This window comes from Bifidobacterium porcinum (assembly GCF_055378475.1).
Map to the genome: position 1 here is coordinate 222602 of NZ_AP029603.1, position 19868 is coordinate 242469.

General features: G+C 61.4%; 14 protein-coding genes. 10 read left to right on the plus strand and 4 right to left on the minus strand.

Going from position 1 to position 19868, the window contains the following annotated elements; translation table 11 throughout:
* Window positions 1-698 precede the first annotated feature (698 nt).
* The 6 genes from dnaB to ACZ41G_RS00860 all read left to right on the plus strand — a co-directional run bounded on the left by dnaB (window position 699) and on the right by ACZ41G_RS00860 (window position 8401).
* Window positions 699-2138 (plus strand): replicative DNA helicase, encoded by a 1440-nt coding sequence (gene dnaB, locus ACZ41G_RS00835; protein ID WP_081966536.1) that lies wholly within the window; start codon window positions 699-701, stop codon window positions 2136-2138.
* A 1-nt stretch (window position 2139) separates the two neighbouring features.
* On the plus strand, window positions 2140-3648 hold the full coding sequence (locus ACZ41G_RS00840; RefSeq protein ID WP_464145411.1) for a MurT ligase domain-containing protein: 1509 nt from the start codon (window positions 2140-2142) through the stop codon (window positions 3646-3648).
* A 73-nt stretch (window positions 3649-3721) separates the two neighbouring features.
* Entirely contained in the window at window positions 3722-4519 is a 798-nt protein-coding gene (locus ACZ41G_RS00845) for a type 1 glutamine amidotransferase (protein WP_464146300.1), read from the plus strand.
* A 161-nt stretch (window positions 4520-4680) separates the two neighbouring features.
* Complete coding sequence (locus tag ACZ41G_RS00850; RefSeq protein ID WP_015449738.1) at window positions 4681-4908, plus strand: phasin family protein; 228 nt, start codon at window positions 4681-4683, stop codon at window positions 4906-4908.
* A 110-nt stretch (window positions 4909-5018) separates the two neighbouring features.
* On the plus strand, window positions 5019-7010 hold the full coding sequence (locus tag ACZ41G_RS00855; RefSeq protein ID WP_464145413.1) for an ABC1 kinase family protein: 1992 nt from the start codon (window positions 5019-5021) through the stop codon (window positions 7008-7010).
* A gap of 335 nt (window positions 7011-7345) precedes the next feature.
* Window positions 7346-8401 carry a glycerophosphodiester phosphodiesterase family protein gene (locus ACZ41G_RS00860; protein ID WP_464145415.1) on the plus strand — a complete coding sequence of 352 codons (1056 nt, stop codon included), beginning with the start codon at window positions 7346-7348 and terminating at the stop codon, window positions 8399-8401.
* A gap of 170 nt (window positions 8402-8571) precedes the next feature.
* Here ACZ41G_RS00860 and upp read toward each other — a convergent pair whose 3' ends face one another.
* The 4 genes from upp to ACZ41G_RS00880 form a co-directional block, all read right to left on the minus strand.
* Window positions 8572-9213, minus strand: a complete 642-nt coding sequence (gene upp / locus ACZ41G_RS00865) for a uracil phosphoribosyltransferase (RefSeq protein ID WP_015449741.1) — start codon at window positions 9211-9213, stop codon at window positions 8572-8574.
* A 322-nt stretch (window positions 9214-9535) separates the two neighbouring features.
* The gene (locus ACZ41G_RS00870) at window positions 9536-10258 is read right to left on the minus strand and encodes a hypothetical protein (RefSeq protein ID WP_193350185.1); all 723 of its coding nucleotides are present in this window, start codon (window positions 10256-10258) and stop codon (window positions 9536-9538) included.
* A gap of 19 nt (window positions 10259-10277) precedes the next feature.
* The gene (locus ACZ41G_RS00875; protein WP_033506618.1) at window positions 10278-11366 is read right to left on the minus strand and encodes an NUDIX hydrolase; all 1089 of its coding nucleotides are present in this window, start codon (window positions 11364-11366) and stop codon (window positions 10278-10280) included.
* A gap of 322 nt (window positions 11367-11688) precedes the next feature.
* Window positions 11689-13935, minus strand: coding sequence for an RNA degradosome polyphosphate kinase (locus ACZ41G_RS00880; RefSeq protein ID WP_033506620.1), 2247 nt, complete (start codon window positions 13933-13935; stop codon window positions 11689-11691).
* Window positions 13936-15889: 1954 nt separating this feature from the next.
* Between ACZ41G_RS00880 and ACZ41G_RS00885 the strand changes: the two genes are divergently transcribed.
* The 4 genes from ACZ41G_RS00885 to ACZ41G_RS00900 all read left to right on the plus strand — a co-directional run bounded on the left by ACZ41G_RS00885 (window position 15890) and on the right by ACZ41G_RS00900 (window position 19786).
* Window positions 15890-16858 (plus strand): ATPase, encoded by a 969-nt coding sequence (locus tag ACZ41G_RS00885; protein ID WP_464145418.1) that lies wholly within the window; start codon window positions 15890-15892, stop codon window positions 16856-16858.
* A gap of 570 nt (window positions 16859-17428) precedes the next feature.
* Window positions 17429-18478, plus strand: coding sequence for a CpaF family protein (locus ACZ41G_RS00890; protein WP_412171308.1), 1050 nt, complete (start codon window positions 17429-17431; stop codon window positions 18476-18478).
* Window positions 18478-19191: a type II secretion system F family protein gene (locus tag ACZ41G_RS00895; RefSeq protein WP_052401014.1), complete on the plus strand. Its 714-nt coding sequence runs from the start codon at window positions 18478-18480 to the stop codon at window positions 19189-19191. The genes ACZ41G_RS00890 and ACZ41G_RS00895 overlap by 1 nt, the downstream gene beginning before the upstream one ends.
* A 118-nt stretch (window positions 19192-19309) precedes the next feature.
* Window positions 19310-19786 (plus strand): type II secretion system F family protein, encoded by a 477-nt coding sequence (locus tag ACZ41G_RS00900; protein ID WP_464145420.1) that lies wholly within the window; start codon window positions 19310-19312, stop codon window positions 19784-19786.
* Window positions 19787-19868: the final 82 nt, after the last annotated feature.

A 19868-nucleotide genomic window follows, 5' to 3' on the forward strand; every position in this document is an offset into this window, starting at 1 on the left:
CTGGCGGGTTGTGTATGCCCGGCCGTACATGACGGGCGTGAACCCGTGGTGAATGGCGGCATCCGTGTGGTATCTGACGGGTTGTGTATGTCTGGTCATGCGTAACGGGTGGGAATCTGTGGTTGGCGGCCGAATCCGGGCGATATCTGTTGGGTTATGTATGTCTTGGCATGCTCGGTTGGGCGGTAAGCTTCCGGAGTCCGTTGGATTGTGTGTCAACTGGGTAGTTGTGTATGTCCAGACATGCGTGATCGGTGGGAATGCTTGGTGGACAGCTGTATGCGGGCGATATCTGGGTAGTTGTGTATGTCTGGGCACTCGTGGCGTGGTTGATGGTCTGGTGTTGTGGTGTTGTCGGGTGTCATCTGGGTAGTTGTGTATGTCCGACCATGCGTGATTGGCAAGAATGCTTGGCGGGCAGCCGTGTGAGGATTGGCTCACAAAGTGGGTGGTTGCAGTGCCGAGGTTGACGATTTTGGTCAACCTGTGCCCTGTTGTGTGAGGATTGGCTCACAATCTGGGTGGTTGAGTAGTGGGTGTTGGCGGTTTTGGCCGGTCCGTGTTGGGTTGTGTGAGGATTGGCTCACAAACCGGGTGGTTGGATGATGCTGGGCGTGGAGGAATGAAGGGCGCCGAGCAATCGGCCCTCAGCGTCGCGGTCGCGATTCCCTTACATCCATCCCCCTATACTCATGGGTATGGCAGAAGGAAATCCATGGGACAATGCCCGCAGCGACCGGTCGGGCCGGTCTTCCGGTTATGTGAAGGGTGAGACGGGCACCCCCGTCCGCGACGCGGTGTTCGACCGCGTGCCCCCACATGACGATGACGCGGAGATGGCTGTTCTCGGCGGCATGCTCATGAGCAAGGACGCCATCGGCGAAGTCTCGCAGATGATCAGCGTGTCCGATTTCTACCAGCCGAAGCACCAGACGATTTATCAGGCAATCATCGACCTGTTCTCAGCCTCGCAGCCGGTCGATGCCGTGCTCGTCGCGAATGAGCTGATGAAGAACGGCGATCTCGAGAAGGTCGGCGGCGCCGATTACCTGCACAGCCTGGTCGCCTCCGTCCCGACCGCCGCAAACGCCACATATTACGCCGAAATCGTGCATCAGCGCGCGATTTTGCGCAATGTGATCGCAGCGGGCACGAAAATCGCGCAGCTCGGCTATTCGGCGGAAGGTTCGCAGGCCGAGGATGTCGTGAATATGGCCCAGGCCGAGGTCTATGAGATGAGCGTCGGCAAGGTCCGTCAGGATTATTCGGCCATCGGCCCGGTGGTTCATGATGCACTCGACCAGCTCGACAAACTGCAGAACGGCGAGGTCGAGCGTGGTGTGCCGACAGGTTTCCGCGATATCGATGACGTGACGCAGGGCCTGCAGCCGGGCCAGATGATTGTCGTCGCCGGCCGCCCGGCCATGGGCAAGTCCACGCTCGGCGTTGATTTCGCACGTTCCGCCTCGCTACACCACAATATGACGACTATCATCTTCTCCCTTGAGATGAGCCGCGTGGAACTCGCGCAACGTATCATCTCTGCTGAAACGAACATTCCGTTGGTCGCGTTGCGTCGAGCGGATGACATCACGCCGGAACGGTGGAACACGCTGAATAACTTCTGGAACAAGATGCAGGACGCGCCCCTGTTCATTGACGACAGCCCGAATATGAGCCTGATGGAAATCCGCGCGAAATGCCGCCGACTCAAGCAAACGAACGACCTGAAACTCGTGGTGATCGATTACCTGCAGCTCATGAGTTCCGGCAAGCAGGTGGAAAGCCGTCAGCAGGAGGTTTCCGAATTCTCCCGCGCCTTGAAGCTGCTCGCCAAGGAGCTTGAGGTGCCGGTCGTTGCGTTGAGCCAGTTGAACCGTGGTCCGGAAATGCGTAACGACCGCAAGCCGCAGCTGTCCGATCTGCGTGAATCCGGTTCAATTGAGCAGGACGCCGACGTGGTGTTCCTCGTGCATCGCCCGGATTTCTACGATAAAGAGGATCGCCCCGGCGAGGCCGATATCATCATGGCGAAGCATCGTAACGGCCCGACAGAAACGTTCCATCTTGCCTTCCTTGGCGCCACATCGAAGTTCAAGGATATGCCGCAGGATTATCAGCAACAGCAGGAGGTATGACATGGCGCAACAGCTTTCCCCGGTATCGGGCGGACGGCAGGATTCCGCCGCGCCCGTCGATTCCGCCCAGTCCGCGCCCGCGCCCAAGTGCCCGTGGTACGCGTTCGCGACCCCGACAATCGGCCGGGCCGTCCGGCACGCATCCCGCCTGCTGCATCATGGCGGCAGCGCACTGCCCGGCAAGGTGGTCGAGCGCATCGATCCCGGTTTTCTCGCCCGCACCTTGAGCTCGCTGCCGTACGGGGTGGTGCTGGTGTCCGGGACGAACGGCAAGACCACCACGACCCGCATGGTCGCCTCCATGCTCTCCGACATGGGGTTGCGCGTGTTCACGAACCCGACCGGCTCGAATTTCACGCGCGGCGTGGTCTCCTCCCTGCTCACCCAGGTGAGCACCTTCGGGCATCTGCACGCGGATATCGCGGTGTTGGAGCTTGACGAAGCGTATGCCGTGCATTTCGTCCGGCAGGTTCGCCCCCGCTACGCGCTGCTGCTCAACGTGATGCGCGATCAGCTTGACCGCTTTGGCGAAATCGACAACACGGCCCGCCTGCTCGCCCATGTGGCGCGCGCGACCACCGGGACCGTGGTGCTCAACCGCGAGGATCCGCGTATCGCTCGGCTTGCCAGCGAGGTGCAGCCGGGCGTGCAGGTGCGCTATTTCGGCCTGTCCCAGGCGTTGCGCAGCTATTTCCCGTCTGACGACGACATGCACAATACCGATATGCAGGCCGCTGAAGTACAAACTGCTGAAGCGCAGGCCGTCGCCGTACAAGCCGCGGGAGCACAGCCCACAGGCGCCGGCAGCAGCACGGCTACCGCTACCGCCACCTCTTCCGCCACTTACAACCCCGACTGCCTCAATGCCGACGTGACTCTCACTCACGTAGGCGACCACGAAGCCACGTACCGGATCACCGATCACGACATCGCCACATCCGTGAAACTCGAAGGCGTCTACAACCTGTTCAACGCAGCCGCTGCCGCGACGGTCGTGCGCGCGGTCACCGCAGACACCCCGCAAGGCGTCGCTTCGGATGACGATCTGATCGCATCGCTGTCCCGCGTGACCCCTGCGTTCGGCCGCGGCGAGACTATCAGCGTCGGCGGCACGCCCGTCGAGCTACTGCTGGTCAAAAATCCGATGGGCTTCCGCCTGTCGCTTGCCTCGTTCCCGCCCGCCGGGCACGACACGATGATCATCATCAACGACGAATACGCCGACGGCCGCGATATGAGCTGGCTGTGGGATGTTGATTTCACCGGCCTGCGAGGCACCGGAGTAGCGGCGGTGTCCGGCACGCGCGCTTGGGACATGGCCCTGCGCCTCGAATACGACCAGGTGCCGGTCAGCCATGTCGATACCGATCTCGAACAGGCGGTCGCCGATTTCGTCGCCGCCGACCCGATCACGCCGAAACGCATCTATTGCACCTACACGGCGATGCTGCGCACGCGCGCGAAACTCTCGCATATCACCGATGTCACGGACGCGGGCGTCGGCAGATGACCGCGTCAACGACGCCATCGCCATCATGCATGGACGCAATCAGCGAAATATGAAGGAGCTTGTCATGCCAGCAATGAACGAAGCAACCCGGAACCTTGCGGATACCGAGGCCGACACGCGTCCGGGCCGCCGCATTGACGTCGTGTCCCTGTACCCGAAGGATATGAACATCTACGGCGATTGGGGCAACGTGCTCACCGTCATGCGCCGGCTGTCGCTGTACGGCTACGACCCGGTTCTCCACGAATACAACCAGGGCGACCCGTGGCCGGACCATGTGGACCTGATCCTCGGCGGCGGCGGACAGGACAACGGGCAGAAGAAAATCACGGACGACCTGTTCGCCCGCGCGGACACCCTGCGTACGCTCGCCGCGGACGGCGTGCCGATGCTCATGATCTGCGGCCTGTACCAGCTGTTCGGCGAGTATTTCGAAACCGTGGACGGCACCAGGCTTGACGGCATTGGCATCCTCGGTGCGTACACCGTGGGCCGCGAACACCGCATGATCGGTAATCTGGTCGAGCACAGCGAGGAATTTGGCGACATCATCGGCTACGAAAACCATTCCGGGCAGACCTTCCTGACCGGTGGCACCAAGCCCTTGGGTCGCGTGGACGCCGAAGGCACCGGCAACAACGGCACCGACCACACCGAGGGCGCGCGGTTCGGCAACGTGATCGGCACATACATGCACGGGTCGGTTCTGCCGAAGAACCCTCGTCTGGCGGACGGTTTGATTCGAATCGCCGCTGAACGGCGGTATGGCGCGTTTTCCCCTCAGCAGGACGAGCAGCAGTCCGCCGAGCTGCGCAGAATCGACGATTTCGCGCAGCATGCTCGGGTTGTGGCCGCATCCCGGCCCAGATAAACGACAGACGGGGATTGACAGATGGAAGGCGGAAGCGCCCGTCGTCGTCATTCCAGGCCGGATTTTGCCTACGCGACGCGCGAATGGGAGTGTCATGCCTCCCGCCCGTGACTTCGTGGGGTAATGTTGGACGTACAAGGACCTGATACAAGGAGGTAATGATGGCTGACTTCAACTTCAACGACGGCCTGCTGCACAAGGTGTTCCTCGCAGGTGTCGGCGCTCTGGCGACTACGGTCGAAAAGAGCCAGGAAATCGTGGATGATCTCGTGAAGAAGGGCGAGATTACCGTTGAACAGGGCAAGGCGCTGAACGCCGAGCTCAAGCACAAGGCTGAGGAAGCGAAGGCCGAGGAAACCAAGCCCGCTTCCGACGAGAAGAAGGACTGACTCCGGTCGGTTGCCATGCCGCCGTCCGCCTTCGTCGCGTGCTATGACATGCGGCAGGGCCGACGGCGGCATGTGGCATGCCCGGCGTCAGGCAGTAGCATATGGCTGATATGGCAGACGATCAACACGAGGTATCGCGCGATGTCGCGAAGCAGGAATCCGGCGGACCGGTAGCGCCTGAGCTGGAAGAGCACACGGAAACGCAGGGCGCGTCATCCCGGAGCGACGATGCGGCCGCTTCCGGCGCTGCTGCTTCTGGTGCTGTTCCCGGTGCAGTCTCCGACAACGCGACTTCCGACAATGCGGCTTCCGAGAACACTGTTCCCGGTGAGACCGCCGCCGGCAACACCGCCTCAGAAACCGCCGCGACTGGTGACGCCTCGCCTGGCAATACGCCGCTCGCGCACGATGGTCCCCAGCAGGAGACCTCGGGCGCCGCGCCCACATACGCCGGCGAAAAAATCGGCCTGTTCAGCGGCCGAAAGAACGATTTCTCCGAAAAATACCATCTCACCCGGCGCGGCAAACTCAAGCGTCTCGACCAGATCATCCGGATCGCCAACCAGTTCGACGCAATCCACGGACTCACGCCGGTCAAAATGCGTCTCATGTTCGAGGCGCTCGGCCCCACCTTCGTCAAAGTCGGACAAATCCTGTCCATGCGCTCGGAGATTCTGCCGCAATCTTTCTGCGACGAACTCGCCAAACTGCGGGCCAACGCCGACCCGATGCCCTACCAGACCGTGCTGGACACCCTGTCCCACGAGTACGGCAAACCGGTCAAAGATATTTTCAAATCTATTGACTCGACTCCGCTCGGCTCGGCTTCACTCGCGCAAGTACATCGCGCGACCCTCGTGACCGGGCAGGATGTGGCCGTCAAAGTCCAGCGTCCAGGCGTGCGCGAAACCATGGCGCAAGACGTGTCCATCATGCGCACCATCGCCAGGAGCGCCACGAAAATCATGCACAACGCGCAGGTCGTCGACTTCCAAGGCGTCGTCGAAGAACTGTGGGACACCTTCGAATCGGAGACGGACTTTCTGGTCGAGGCACGCAACTTGCAGGAATTCAAGCGGTTCTGCTCGCGATTCGCCTATATGGACTGCCCGAAACCATATATGGACCTGTGTACCGAACACGTGGTCGTCATGGATTATATCGACGGCATCTCGCTGTCGCATCCGGGCGCGCTTGTCGCCAAAGGCTACGATCTGAAGGAAATCGGCACCAAACTCGTCGATAATTACGCGACCCAGGTGCTGGACGAAGGGTTCTTCCATGCCGACCCGCATCCGGGCAATATCATCATCTCCGGCGGCAAGATCATCCTGATCGACTTGGGTATGACCGGCAGGCTCAACAAAAAGACCCGCACGGTGATGAAGGATATGATTTTCGCTGTCGCCAAGCAGGATTCACCGGCGCTTGCCGACGGGTTGCTGCGGTTCGCGACGACGGGCACCGCGGTGGACAACTACCCGGAATTGCTTGCGGATCTTGATTTGATTGTCGAAGAATACGGTACGGTTGACCTTGATGAGCTGGATATCGCCAGTTTCATCACCTCACTCACCCAGCTCGCCCAACGGCACGGCATCGAGGTGCCAAGTTCGGTGACCACGGTCGGCCGGGCGTTGGTGACGCTGGAAGGGCTGCTGGACGAGTTCATTCCGGATGTCAACATGATTGAGATCATCTCCCAGCACATCGCCAGCAGCAAGACAAACCTCGCCGAAATCGAGAATGAGGTCCAGACGCTCGGTATTGAGGGACATAAGGCCTTGCACGGCGCGTTGCAAACGCTCGCCGAGATGAAAACCGCCTCACGGATGCTCACTCGTGGCCAATTGCGTGCCAATATGCAGCTCGTCGGATTCGATGAGCCGTTCAAACTGCTGAGCGATATGGTCAATCGCTTGACGATGGCGCTGATTGTGGTCGGGCTGTTCATCGGCTCGTCGATTGTGTATTACGCCGGCATGAAGCCGATTATCTTCGGTATCCCCGTGGTCGGGTTCATGGGGTATGTCATCGCGTTCATCTTGTCGGTATGGATTGTGTTCGACATCTATTTCAAAGGCCGCAAAAAGAAGCACTGAATCGAGCCGCCCGCCCGGCATCGCGCTCCGTGTCCTCCCAAACTAGTTACGCTAGTGGGCGTGTTTGCGTGGCTGGTTTGTGTGTTTTCCCAAACTGGTTACGCTGGCGGGCGTGTTTGCGTAGTTGGTTTGTGCATCTTCTCAAACTGGTTACGCTGGGCGGTCGGTTTGCGTGGCTGGTTTTGTGTGTCTTCCCAAACTGGTTACGCTGGGCGGGCGCCCGGCAGCGCGGTTTCCTGCGGTTTGCCAGATGGTTACGCTGCGTTCACTGGATTCCCGGACGTTGGTTCTGCCGGTACGGTAGGCTCGAATAAGCATGTCCACGAGGAGGAAACATGTCCGGTAATAAGCAACTGACGCATCTGCTAGTCGGTGCCGCCGCCGCGGCCGGGGCTGCGGCATGGGCCATCGCGCCTCGTTCGTTCAATGACAAACGCAACAATTTCGTACCCGTCGTGCCGCAGGTATGGTACGCGCATCGCGGTCTGCATGATGCCGGTTCTGGCTTGACCGAGCAGTACGCTGCGGAAAGCGGCGAATACGTGGCGTTGTCGCGTCGCATGGCTATGCAGGCGGGGTACGGCTCGCCAGTGGTCGAAGGGCCGATCGCGCCCGAGAATTCCTTGGCTTCGTTCGCGGCGGCGTGTGAGGCTGGGTACGGCATCGAGCTTGATTTGCAGCTGACCCGTGACGGCCAGGTCGTGGTCGTGCATGACGGCGACCTGCTGCGTGTGGCTGGCGACCCGCGCAGAATCGAAGACCTCACCTATGACGAATTGACGAGGATCCCGCTGTTCCCAGCCCCCGCGGCCCCCGGTGACGCCGCCGCAGAGCGGATTGATTTCGCCGGTGGGCAGCCGTCCACTCCGCAAGCCGCGCCGGACGGCTACTACCAGCATGTCCCGCTGTTCGCGGATGTGTTGCGTGTGGTCAACGGCCGCGTACCGCTGATCGTGGAGTACAAGTTCGACGACAACTCCCTGTGGGGCGAGCGTGACGAAGCCCTGATGCAGCGCGGTGACGAGCTGCTGCGCCGCTATGACGGCCAGTATGTGATTGAGTCCTTCAACCCGGCGGCGGTGCAATGGTATCGGAAGCACCGTCCGGAGGTGTGCCGCGGCCAGCTCGCCGAGCCGCCGCAGCCGGGGCAGTCCGACTGGAAAGGCTGGTTCGCTGGCCTGCTCGGTTTCGATTGGATGAGTCGTCCTGATTTTGTGGCCTATGACTGGCAAGGCGGCGACCTTCCGCAGATGCGCGCCACCCGCGCGATGGGCGCGACCGCCGTGTCGTGGACAGTTCGCAGCCGCGCGGAGCTGGAAATCAGCGACCGGTGGTTCGACCGTCACATCTTTGAGGCCTTCGTCCCCGAACGCGCGTCCGACAAGGCGTAACCGCCGATTCATCATCACTGCCGGGCTGAATGGCCCCCGGCCGGAATGGACCGCAGTCGGAATGGACCGCAGTCGGAATGGACCGCAGGAAACGAGAAGCCGGGAACCCTTGCAACAGCGAGGATTCCCGGCTTTCTTAGGTTTCGTGAGTGGTTGTGCCGCTACACTGCCTAGTCAATAACGCCGTACAGACGGTCGCCGGCATCGCCGAGACCTGGCACGATATACGCCTTGTCGTTGAGCTTCTCGTCGACAGCGCAGACGACGACCTTGAACGCGATGCTCGGGTCGATCTGCTCCTGCACGAACTTCAGGCCTTCGGGCGCCGCGATGATGTTGATCGCGGTGATGTCCTTGGCTCCGCGTTCGGCCAGATAGTGGGTCGCGGCGACCAGCGTGCCGCCGGTGGCGAGCATCGGGTCGATCAGGAAGCACTGGCGTCCGGTCAGATCTTCCGGCAGGCGGTTTGCGTAGGTGATCTGCTTGGTCGGATTGTCTTCGTCGCGCTTCATGCCGAGGAAGCCGACTTCTGCGGACGGAATCATCTTGGTCATGCCGTCGAGCATGCCGAGGCCTGCGCGCAGTACCGGCACGATAATCGGGCGCGGTTCGGCGATGTGCTTGCCGATCATCGGGGCGACCGGGGTTTCGATGGGCTTGTCGACCACGTCAAGGTTGCGCGTCGCTTCGTAGGCTTCGAGCATGACGAGTTCGGAGATGAGTTCGCGGAAGGTGCTGGACGGCGTGTTTTTGTCACGCAGCACAGTGAGCTTGTGTTCCACCAGCGGGTGGTTGAGTACATGCAATTCCATGCTTCCCAGATTACCGCCATCTGCGTGATTGAGCGAGCCGGTCCGACGGCGTGGCGAATGACGACGATGCAGAACCTGTGTTGATGCGTGATTCGGCGGCCGTCGCAAAGAAGGGAAAACGAAAGAAATGCGCCGGACCGTGAAAGCGCCTGTCGGCGCAAACGCCGCTCGCAGCGGCAACAAATGGAGCCCGGGGCTTAAGCACGGCTCGACGCACAGCCCAGTATAGCGGTATCCGGAGGTTTTCTGTCACGGCGTGGCGTGCGCATTCGTGCCTATTCCGTGCAGATGCAGATTCCGCCGCACGGGCTGAATCGTTGTGTTACTCCAACCGCCCTCGACGCCACAGGTGCGCGCCCTCATGGAAGTCGCGCGACGTGGTCAGCAGATTCGCCGCGGTGTGCATGAGCCGTGCGGCGCGGGTCTGCGCGTCGTGCGACGCCTCTTGTGCCCCTTGCGTCCCGCCGTGTGCCGCTGCATCCTTCTGCGCCGCGGTGATCCGGTGCGCTTGAACACGCAACCCATTGGCGATGACATCGGTGAACGCGCTCGCCCGGTCCAGTGCCACAGCGAAATCACCGGTGAATGCACCTGACAGAATGGAATCCGCGGTCCGGGCGATATCCTCGGCATCCGGCGTCTCATCGACTCCCACAATGGCGGAAGCCGTGGTTGCCACCGGTTCGCCGAGCCGCCACAATCGCGCTATCTGCTCACGATTGCGTTGCATCCATGTGCGCAGTAGATACAGGCGCCACAGAATACCCGGCAGGGAATCTGGCTCTGCATTGCTCCACAGCTGCGCGATGATATCCACGCCTTCTGTGTCCACAAGTGTGATGACACGCCGCACAATCTGCGGATCTTCGGTGTGGTGCACGCGGTCAAGCAGCGCCGCCGCCGAAGCGTGGCTCATCTCGCTGATGACCTCCGGGTCGAGACCGCCCCCCAGATGGTCCAAAATCGCCGGGTCGAGCTGCGCCGGACGGGCTGGCCGCGCCGAGCCTGACGGTGAGGCGAGGAACCCCGATCTGCTGGATTGGATTGATCCGGAACTGGAGGAGTCAGTAGACAAGTGGGCTCACTTTCTGAATATCGATGATTTTCGGGCCGTCGCCCGTTTCGATGATAGCCAAGGCAATCGCGTTGCCGGTGGGCATATACGGCGATTTCGCGATGAGCCGTTTCGCCAAAGCCTCGGACGCGCACATCCCGCGCAGATGAGTGAACATGCCGCCGATCACCGGACGGTGCATACAGATGGCTGTGTCCATGCCAGTGTCCAGCATTCGGTCGATTTCCTTACGGAACCGCTGCCATGCCGCATCAGGGTTCTCGGCGAACGCATCCTCAGTCAGCTCGTTGGCCATGTCAACGGTCAGGCCGGTCTGCCAGGAGAAAATCTCGATGGTCTGCATACATCTCAGCCACGGGGAGCTGACCAGACGGTCGGGGCTGTAGCACGCCAGCTCGCGGTTCAGTGCGAATGCAGCCGCGGCTCCACGCGGAGTAATCGGGCGGTCGCCATCCAACCCTTTCCACTGTTTGCGCGCCTCTGCTTTGCCGTGCCTGACGATCAGCAGCGTGCGGCTTTGCGCTGCGCCGGCTTTGACTAGAGCCACGAACTTGTCGAGAATCGTGCGGTCGAGGATATGGGTCAGCAGTTTGCGCGCGCGGGATACCGGCACCCACACCACCGTGTCGATTTCGTCCTTGTCCGCAGGCAGAACCGGGCCAAGCGCTGTGTGACGGCGCTTTTCGGCTTCTTCGGTGATTGGCGTCGCCATCCAAAACACGACATGTTTCTGGTCGACGGTTTTGTTTTTCACGCGACGCTTGCGTCGTCCCTCATCCGCCAGCGGGTACTCGATGTCCCCGATCAGCGCCCCCAATTCCACGGCGACGCCGGATTCCTCGCCCATTTCGCGTACCGCTGCGTGCCGGTGGGTTTCGTTGTTCTCCAGTTTGCCTTTCGGCCAGCTCCAGTCATCGTATTTTGGCCGATGCACGACGCATACTTCGATGGCGTCGAGCGCTGATGCGGGATTCGACCCGACGGGCAGCCTCCCGTCATCGGAGAACTTCATCACGCCCGATGCGGCTTGTTGCGGGCGGTAGATGATACCTCCAGCGGCTTCGACGATTCTTGGCATACTGATTCCTTTCCCCCTGACTATCAACGATACCGTCCGCGAGCGCTTGGATTCGCACGGGTGATGTTTGCGTGCGGCGCGGATGCGATTGCGGATGCGAGTTGGATGTGAACGCGGACACGACTGCGAAAGCGGCTGCTGATACAGCTACTGATGCGGTCGTGACGGCGAAACCTGCGCGAACGGGACCTGGACATGAATGATGGCGGCCGACCGGTTGCAGTCGGCCGCCATCATCGTCGTGGCAATCGCAAGGGTGTCGTACGCGGCGAATCTCTCGCATCCCGTTTCCTGATTTCTTGCGGTTTTACGCCGAGCAGGCTCAGTGAGCGAGCGTGTTGGTCCCCGGCTTGCGCTGATGCTTGTGAATCAGGTATTCCTGGCAATCGACCAGCGGCCGGCCTTCCTCATCGCGCGAATGCAGCACATACGTGCCGTCCGGCTGCATATGCCACGAAATGGTGGAATCGGCCATCTGCAAATCGACGTAATGGATGAGCTCCTCCACCTGCTCCGGCGCGGTGATGCGTACAAGCGCCTCCACGCGACGGTCGAGGTTGCGATGCATGAGGTCGGCGGAACCGATCCACACCTCTGGGCCGGAAATCGGGCCTTCGCCGATCTGCGGGCCGTCGGAGTTTGCGAAGGCGTAGATGCGGCTGTGCTCGAGGAAGCGGCCAAGGATCGAACGCACGCGGATGTTCTCGCTCAGGCCGGGAACGCCGGGCTTGAGCGCGCAAATGCCGCGCTCGACGATATCAATCTTCACACCCGCCTGGCTTGCACGGTACAGCGCGTCGATAGTCTTCTCATCGACGATCGAGTTGACCTTGATCTTAATCCATGCCTCTCTGCCGGCGCGGGCAGCGTCCTCCTCGCGGCGGATGCGCTGGATCAGACCGGTGCGCACGGTACGCGGGGCGACCAGAAGACGGTGGAAGCTGGACTTCGGCGCGTAACCGGACAGCTGATTGAACAGGCGGGTCAGATCCTGGCCGACCACCGGATCGCAGGTCAGCAGGCCGAGGTCGGTGTACAGGCGGGCGGTCTTCGGGTTGTAATTACCGGTGCCTACGTGGCAGTAGCGGCGCAGGCCATCGGCTTCCTGACGGACCACGAGCGAGAGCTTGCAGTGCGTCTTGAGTCCGACGATGCCATAGACCACGTGCACGCCCGCACGTTCGAGCTTGCGGGCCCACATGATGTTCGCGTCCTCATCGAACCGCGCTTTGATCTCGACGAGCGCGAGGACCTGCTTGCCGGCGTGCGCCGCGTCAATCAGCGCGTCGATGATCGGCGAATTGCTGGACGTGCGGTACAGCGTCTGCTTGATGGCGAGCACCTTCGGGTCGGCTGCCGCCTGGGCGAGGAACGCCTGCACGGAAGTCGAGAAGGAATCGTAGGGATGGTGCAGCAGGATGTCGCGCTCGCGGATGGCGGCGAAAATGTCCTGCGCATGGCTGGATTCGACTTCCGCAATCTGCCGGTTGGTGATCGGGATGAACGGGCGGTACTTGAGATCCGGGCGGTCGATGGCCTGCAGCTCGAACAGAACCGTCATGTCCAGCGGGGTGGGCAGACGGTAGACCTCGTCGGCGCTGACGCGCAGCTGGTCGGCGAGCAACTGGGAGAGGAACGGGCTGGCCGCGTCGGAGATCTCGAGGCGGATCGGAGGCCCGAAGCGGCGGCGCAGCAGTTCTTTCTCCATCGCGTTGAGCAGGTTTTCGGCGTCGTCTTCCTCGACGTCGATATCCTCGTTTCGGGTGACGCGGAAGGATCGCGCCTCCTTGATAATCATGCCGGGGAACAGGGATTCCAGATGGGCGATGATTAGGTTCTCCATCGTGATGAAGCCGTAGCGTTCCTCGCGGCTCTCCTCATCGGTCAGATCGTCGACCGGGACCAGACGGTTGAGGTTGCCCGGAATCTTCACGCGGGCGAAATGAGTCTTGCCGCTGGTCGGATTCTCGACGAGCACCGCGAGATTCAGCGAGTTGCCGGAAATGTAGGGGAACGGGTGCGCGGGGTCCACAGCGAGTGGGGTGAGCACGGGGAACACCTGCTGGCGGTAGTAGCGTGACAGGCGTTCCTGTTCGGCGGTGGTGAGCTTGTCCCAGCTCAGCAGGACGATATGCTGATCGGCGAGCGCCGGCAGGATATGGTCGATGATGTAGTGCGCATGCTCGTCTTGCAGGCGGTGGGCCTGTTCGCTGATGGCGCGGAACTGCTGGCGCGGGCTCAGGCCGCTCGGCGACGTGACGGCGATGCCGGTGTCGATGCGGCGCTTGAGGCCGGCCACGCGGACCATGAAGAACTCGTCGAGGTTGGAGGCGAAGATCGCGCCGAAATTGGCGCGCTCGAGCAGCGGAACGTCTTCGTTCTCGGCGAGCTCGAGGACGCGCTTGTTGAACTTCAGCCAGCTGAGTTCGCGGTCGAAGAACCGGTCTGGCGGCAGCGGCTGCTCGCCTTCCTGGGTCTCCCGCTTGTCGTTCTTGTCTGTCTCGGCGATGTGCTCAGCTATCTGGCTGCGCAGAATCGCCTTCGAGGGTGCGTCAAAAATTTGTGCCATACCACTACTCTAGGCACTTGGCTGGGAGTTGTCGCGGCAAAGTCGGGAAAATTTAGCCGGTGTTTACATTTCGGCGTGTTGCGGGTGGGGTGGGTGCGGTGGTTGCTGGGGTGCGATGGGTTGCGGGTGGGTTGGTTGGCTGGATGGTACCCGGTTGTGGTGCGATTGACAGGTCGCACGGCGGGGCGTTGTGTGGGGTGTTCTGGGACTTGGCGGTCGGTATCGGCCTGTGGCGCAACAGATGATTGCAGGACTGAGTGGTATCCGGCGACTTGAATGCGCTGTGTGATCATATCTGTCGGTCTGCGAATGTCATGGCATGCATGACTTGGTGGTTCTGGTACGTTCGAGCGTCGGTGCGCTTGGTTTCAGCGCATGATGTATGTCTTCGCATACATGAGATTGCCGATATCCCTGACCTGTCGGCAAGGCGTCGAGTGACGGATAACTCGGCGGTCGGCAGAGCATGCCGTCCCGCGCCTCGCTGATTGCCGCTGGGTTCCAAGGACATCAATGGCGTGGTGGAATGTGTGTTCTGGTACTGATTTGTGCGGAAATGGTTGGTTGGGGGAAGGGCTGCCGGACCGGTGCGACCGGCGTGTCTTTCGGTGCGCACATAATCGCACATACGAACCGGTTCGATGCGCACACGAATCCGCAAGATTGCCGCGTTTGGATGTGCCGTCGAACACTTGCGCAAATAAATGAACAATTCCGCCGCAGACGACGATATCGAGTTGCGGTCGGCGAGAATCGGGGCATAATAACAAGTACAAGGAAAACTTAAGAGAGCAGAAGCCCACAGTAGTGTATAGCCACGAAAGGTTGTTACGTTGGACGGGCATTGGAAAGACTTACCGTTACAACGATGGTGTTGTGAAGAGATTCTGCTCATTAAGCCTTGTACGGAAGGCCCGCTTCGGCGGGCCTTCTCGTTTGTTCGGGCACTTGTTCGATCGTATCCCCAAGCAATAGGCCAGTGTGCGTCCAGTGTTCCGGTAGCTGGGCGGTGCGTGTGCCTGCTGCAGTCCTTTTCCCAAACTGGTTACGCTGGGAGGGTCGTTAGTGTAACTAGTTTGGGTGGTGGGGTGGTTGGCCGGAATCGGGTGTGAGGGGTTGTCCTGCCAGGCGTGTCGCGGTTTCGAATCCTCATGCCGTCACTTTCGAGCGCGGCCAGAATGTGTGTCCGGAATCAGTGCTGACCCGTTGCGGCGCAAGGCATACGGGCGGTTCGAATGTGCCAGATTGGCGGAATGAACACTCCGCGATGCCCCAAATGCCACGGCACCCCCGACTGACCCGCCACCGGATACACATTTTGTCCTATAACCCTCGGGGCGGTCTTGATACACCGCGATACCATGTGCTCAGTGCTGATATCTGCGATATCTGTAGTACTTGCCCGACCGTATCTTGCGTATCTGTGTTCATCGGCGCCAGAGACCCGAAGTAGCGTCGTTGAAATTCCGCGGGTCGTACTCGCGGTATCGGACCTATCCGTACACAGATAACGCAGATGCAATCCGCGAGGTACTACAGTCAGTCGAGATACACGTTGCCAGGCACCATCAAGTACCGCAAATACGCAAGATACCGACGTCAAACCACCAGTGCGGACCGCAGATGATTACAAACACTCCCGTCCACAGCCTGACTCCGCCATCCGTCAACGCGGAATATCATCGCGCCGTTTCATACGCGTCACCGGTGATGAACCCTGACATCCGCCAGTGTGGGAGGGACATCATCACTTGTGGTTTGTCCCGATTCGCGATACCGAGTGACCCTGAGACGCGCGAAACCATGGCATCACGTGAGGAACAATCGCCCGCACACCAGCCAGAAACCCAGCCATACCGCGGGAATCATCTTTCGACCACATTCCCGGTTCGAAGTGGCGCTCGAGCGCCCATACCGTGTTCGATTGGATGGTATGACATCACATACATCACCAATGACACATATGACACATGCGAATACGCACCAATCTGAACAGGTCACCCACCCTAACGTGGTGACGAACGTCCCCTACCGTGCTGGGACCGATTCGTTCGGCGTCCCATGTTCGTCGCCGGTGTACCGCGCGCCGAATGCGGCGATTGTACTGTCGGCGAGCGGCGGACTCGGTACAAGCACCTTCGCGGCGCTGCTCGCGCAAACGCTGCACGGTCTATACGACGACAGGGACTTCGCCTTGGTGGACGCTGACCTGTCCGGCGGCGGACTGGATGTCCTGCTTGGCATGGAAAGCGAGCTTGGCGTTCTGCTCAATGCCGTCACGGCTCCGTTGGGCGAGGTGGACGGCGCTGCCTTGCGTCGTCGGCTTACCACGTGGGATGGCGTTGACGTGCTGTCCAGCCGCCCGTGGATTTGCCCGATGCCGCAGGATTGGGAGATTGCCGTGGCGGTCTGCGCACTGGCCGAGATGTATGACATGGTGGTTGTCGATGCGGGGCGTGCCGGGTATTCGCCCGGTGAAGCGATTCCGTTGCCGCTCAAAGGCTCCGCGATGATTCTGCTGGTTGAATTGTCCGTTCTCGGCACGGTCCGCGCGCAGGCGTGCATCGAGGCGCTGACCGGCCGGGGCAGTCGACGGTCGTCCGATCACCGCGCCACGCTCGCCGATCGTACCGCTTCGGGAACGGTCACAGAGGACGATATCGCGCTGGTCGGGGTTCTGCCGCCGACCGCCCGTGCATCCGCCCGTGGTGTGATTGGCGTTGATGAGGCGGCGGAATACCTGGGCATCGACGTGCTGTGCAGCATCCAGCCTGACACGCGGTTGTGCGCGGCGATACTTGAGGGGACCGGCTTGCTCAAGCCGAACCGGGCGAACGCGAAAGCATTGCGCACTGTGGCATCGTGGCTTGATGCCAGGAGGACGGGGTCGGCGAGGCCGGCGGGGAGTTGGGAGCGGCGATGACTGCGATGAATGCAACAGTCGCAACGGCAATGATTGCAATTATTGCAACGACTGTGATGATTGCACCTCAGATGGTGGAATCTGGGATGGCTGTACTTGGGATGACTGTTCCTGCAGCGGCTGTATCTGGGATGACAGCGGGAACAATGCCGACAAGAACTGCGATGAGAACACCGGCATTGAGCGTATCGGCGACACCGGTGGTGACTACGACACTGACAATGACTGTGACAACGGCGATGACTGCAACGGCGCCGCTAGCGCCAGAGTCAGTCTCGCCGTTTGTGTCAGTGCAAGCGCCAGTTTCGCAGCCAGTGCCAGTACCAACATCAGTCCCGCTGACAGCAACAACACCAATGGCCACACCAGAGGCCACCCCACCGACTCTGCCGCCATCAAGCGCGCCGGCTCAATTCGCCGCAACGAGGACATCGCATGAATCGTGATGATCCCCGGAATAACGCAAGCGCCAAAGTCGCAAGCCCGGCCAGCCCAGCCAGTCGAACAAACTCAGCAAACTCAGCAAACCCGGAAATCCCCGCGCCCGCAGCGCCGCGCAGAGCATTGTCCATCGCGTTCGGCCCGTTGCAATGGCTGGCTCAGGACGCCCAGGTCACTGATATCGCGGTGACCTGCGACGGCGGGGTCTGGGCCGATCGCGGGGCGGGCATGCTTCCGTGCCGCATCGCCGTGCCGTTCCGCTCGCCGCAGGTCGTTCGCGATTACGCCGTGCGGCTGTGCGCACAGATGGGTCGTCGTCTTGATGACGCCTGCCCGATTGCGGACGCGTCAACAGCTGACGGAATCCGCGTCCACGCGGTCATCGCGCCGATTGTGCCACAAGGCGCCTCGATTTCGATCCGTCTGCCGGGAAGCCTGCCGCCAACATTGGAATCGTTGTGTGCCTCCGGCATGTTCCCGCTGGCATGGCTTGCCCTGCTGGACGGCTTGGTTCGCGGCCGTGCCACGATACTCATCACCGGCGGCACAGGCGCCGGGAAAACCACGCTGCTCAAGGCGTTGCTCGGTCGTTGTGAAATCGGCGAGCGTATCGTCAGCGTCGAGGAAGTCCGTGAGCTTGGCGAATTGGCTGCGGTTTCCGGCGGCAATCATGTGTCGCTGGTTGCTCGGGAGGCGAATGTCGAGGGCGCTGGGGCGGTGGGCTTGCCTGAGCTGGTGAAGGCGACACTCCGGATGCGCCCCGACCGTGTGGTGTTGGGTGAATGCCGCGGTGAGGAGATCGCTGATTTGTTGCGTGCGTTCAACTCCGGGCATCGTGGTGGAGCCACGACCTTGCATGCCGATGGCGTGGAGCGTGTGCCTGCACGGTTGATATCGCTGGGGTTGCTGGCGGGGCTTGACGCTCGGGCTTTGGGTATGCTCGCACAGGACGCGTTTGATGCGGTGATCCATGTGGAGCGTACGTCGGCCGGGCGGCATATCGCGCAGGTGGGCACCCTTGCGGTGGTTCACGGCGCTTTGGTCGGAGTGCCGTTGTTGGCATGGGATGGTGTCGGCCGGCCGCTCGCGATTGAGGGGTGGCAGGATTTCGCGGCGCGCTGGCTCGCGTCGACGGCGACATCGTGGCAGGGCCATTCGCTGAAGGTGGCGGAAGTGTAATGATTCTGTGGCCGTTGATCGCCGCAATCTGCTGTGCGGCGTTGCTGATGTTGCCGGTGTGGGATGGCGTGTCGTGCCGAGGGCGGTTGCGCGATGCCGCTGATGGTCGGGCAGTGGAGCCGCCCGCAGCCGCGGGATTGGATGCGGCGCTGGCGATGTTGACTGCCGGGGTGCGTGCGGGAGGCACGTTGGAGGATTCGCTTTCCAGACTTTCCGGGCAGCAATCGGGGCAATCGAGCCAATTGTCAGGCCAGTCAGATCAGTCAGGTCAATCCACCCGATTATCTGGCCTATCGGGGCACGCTGTGGACCGGTTTGCGGTGATTCGAGCGCTCGCTGCCCACGCTCGGGACGGCGAGTCGGCGTATCTTGAGCGGATTGCGGCGGAAGTGTGTGCCGCCGCGCAGCTGAGCGGTCGCTTGGGTTGCGAACTGGGGTCCTGCCTGGAAGCGGTAAGCGCTTCGTTCCGCCGCTCGGTGGGCCGTGACCAGCTGGTCGCCCAAGCGAGTGCGATGCCGAAGGCGACAGTGAAGCTGCTGCTCGTTTTGCCGTTCGGCACCTGGGGGTTCGGCGCCCTGCTTGGCGCGCATCCGTTGCAGACTCTGCTTGGTTCGCCTGTCGGTGTGGCGTGTCTGTGCCTGGGATTGTCCGGGTATGCGGCTGGTGCCGTGTGGGTGCGTTCCATGGTGCGTTCGGCTTTGCAGGAATCGTAACCGGCGGCTGCCGGGCTGGAAAGGGGAGCTGATGGGTGTGCAGGCTGCTGCAACGTTTGCGGTGTTGGCCTCGTGCTGCGTGTCATTGTTGTTGATGCTGCGTAGGTCGGGACCGTGCATGATTGGCCGGATTGATGCGGCTCGCCGGCTTGCGGATGATGGGCTACGTCCGAGCGATGCGCTTGTGGTGCAGATGCTTGCGGTCGCGTTGCGTAAGGGCGCATCGGTTCCGTGCGCGTTGGACGCGGTGGGCGAGTTGACCGGAGGATTGACCGGGGACGCGCTGTGCGCGGTCTCGCGACGGTTGTACCGGGGTACGTCGTGGGATGATGCGTGGCGGGTCGGGGACGATGCCGGTGTCTCGGCGCGTCGGCTGATTCGTGAGGGTTTGCGTGATTCGTGGGAGCATGGGTCTTCCCCGGTGCGCGGATTGGAATTGGCGGTGCAACGCGCCGACCGTGACGCCCGCCATGCCATTGAGCAGGCGGCGGCGGGGTTGTCGGTGCGGATTCTATTGCCGATGGCGTTGTGTTTTCTGCCGGCGTTCGTTGTGATTGGCGTGGTGCCGACTGCGATGTCGCTGATAGGAGGCTGAGCGGGTCGTTTGTTGTTTCGATGGCGCGTTTCGCTTGGCGACTTGACGGAACCCGCCTGGAACCGACCGGAATCAGGGCGGA

Bases quoted from the DNA above. Each gene is read 5' to 3' on its own strand.
- dnaB (WP_081966536.1), top strand. From the start codon at position 699: ATGGCAGAAGGAAATCCATGGGACAATGCCCGCAGCGACCGGTCGGGC.
- ACZ41G_RS00840 (WP_464145411.1), top strand. From the start codon at position 2,140: ATGGCGCAACAGCTTTCCCCGGTATCGGGCGGACGGCAGGATTCCGCC.
- ACZ41G_RS00845 (WP_464146300.1), top strand. From the start codon at position 3,722: ATGAACGAAGCAACCCGGAACCTTGCGGATACCGAGGCCGACACGCGT.
- ACZ41G_RS00850 (WP_015449738.1), top strand. From the start codon at position 4,681: ATGGCTGACTTCAACTTCAACGACGGCCTGCTGCACAAGGTGTTCCTC.
- ACZ41G_RS00855 (WP_464145413.1), top strand. From the start codon at position 5,019: ATGGCAGACGATCAACACGAGGTATCGCGCGATGTCGCGAAGCAGGAA.
- ACZ41G_RS00860 (WP_464145415.1), top strand. From the start codon at position 7,346: ATGTCCGGTAATAAGCAACTGACGCATCTGCTAGTCGGTGCCGCCGCC.
- upp (WP_015449741.1), bottom strand. From the start codon at position 9,213: ATGGAATTGCATGTACTCAACCACCCGCTGGTGGAACACAAGCTCACT.
- ACZ41G_RS00875 (WP_033506618.1), bottom strand. From the start codon at position 11,366: ATGCCAAGAATCGTCGAAGCCGCTGGAGGTATCATCTACCGCCCGCAA.
- ACZ41G_RS00880 (WP_033506620.1), bottom strand. From the start codon at position 13,935: ATGGCACAAATTTTTGACGCACCCTCGAAGGCGATTCTGCGCAGCCAG.
- ACZ41G_RS00885 (WP_464145418.1), top strand. From the start codon at position 15,890: ATGACACATATGACACATGCGAATACGCACCAATCTGAACAGGTCACC.
- ACZ41G_RS00895 (WP_052401014.1), top strand. From the start codon at position 18,478: ATGATTCTGTGGCCGTTGATCGCCGCAATCTGCTGTGCGGCGTTGCTG.
- ACZ41G_RS00900 (WP_464145420.1), top strand. From the start codon at position 19,310: ATGATTGGCCGGATTGATGCGGCTCGCCGGCTTGCGGATGATGGGCTA.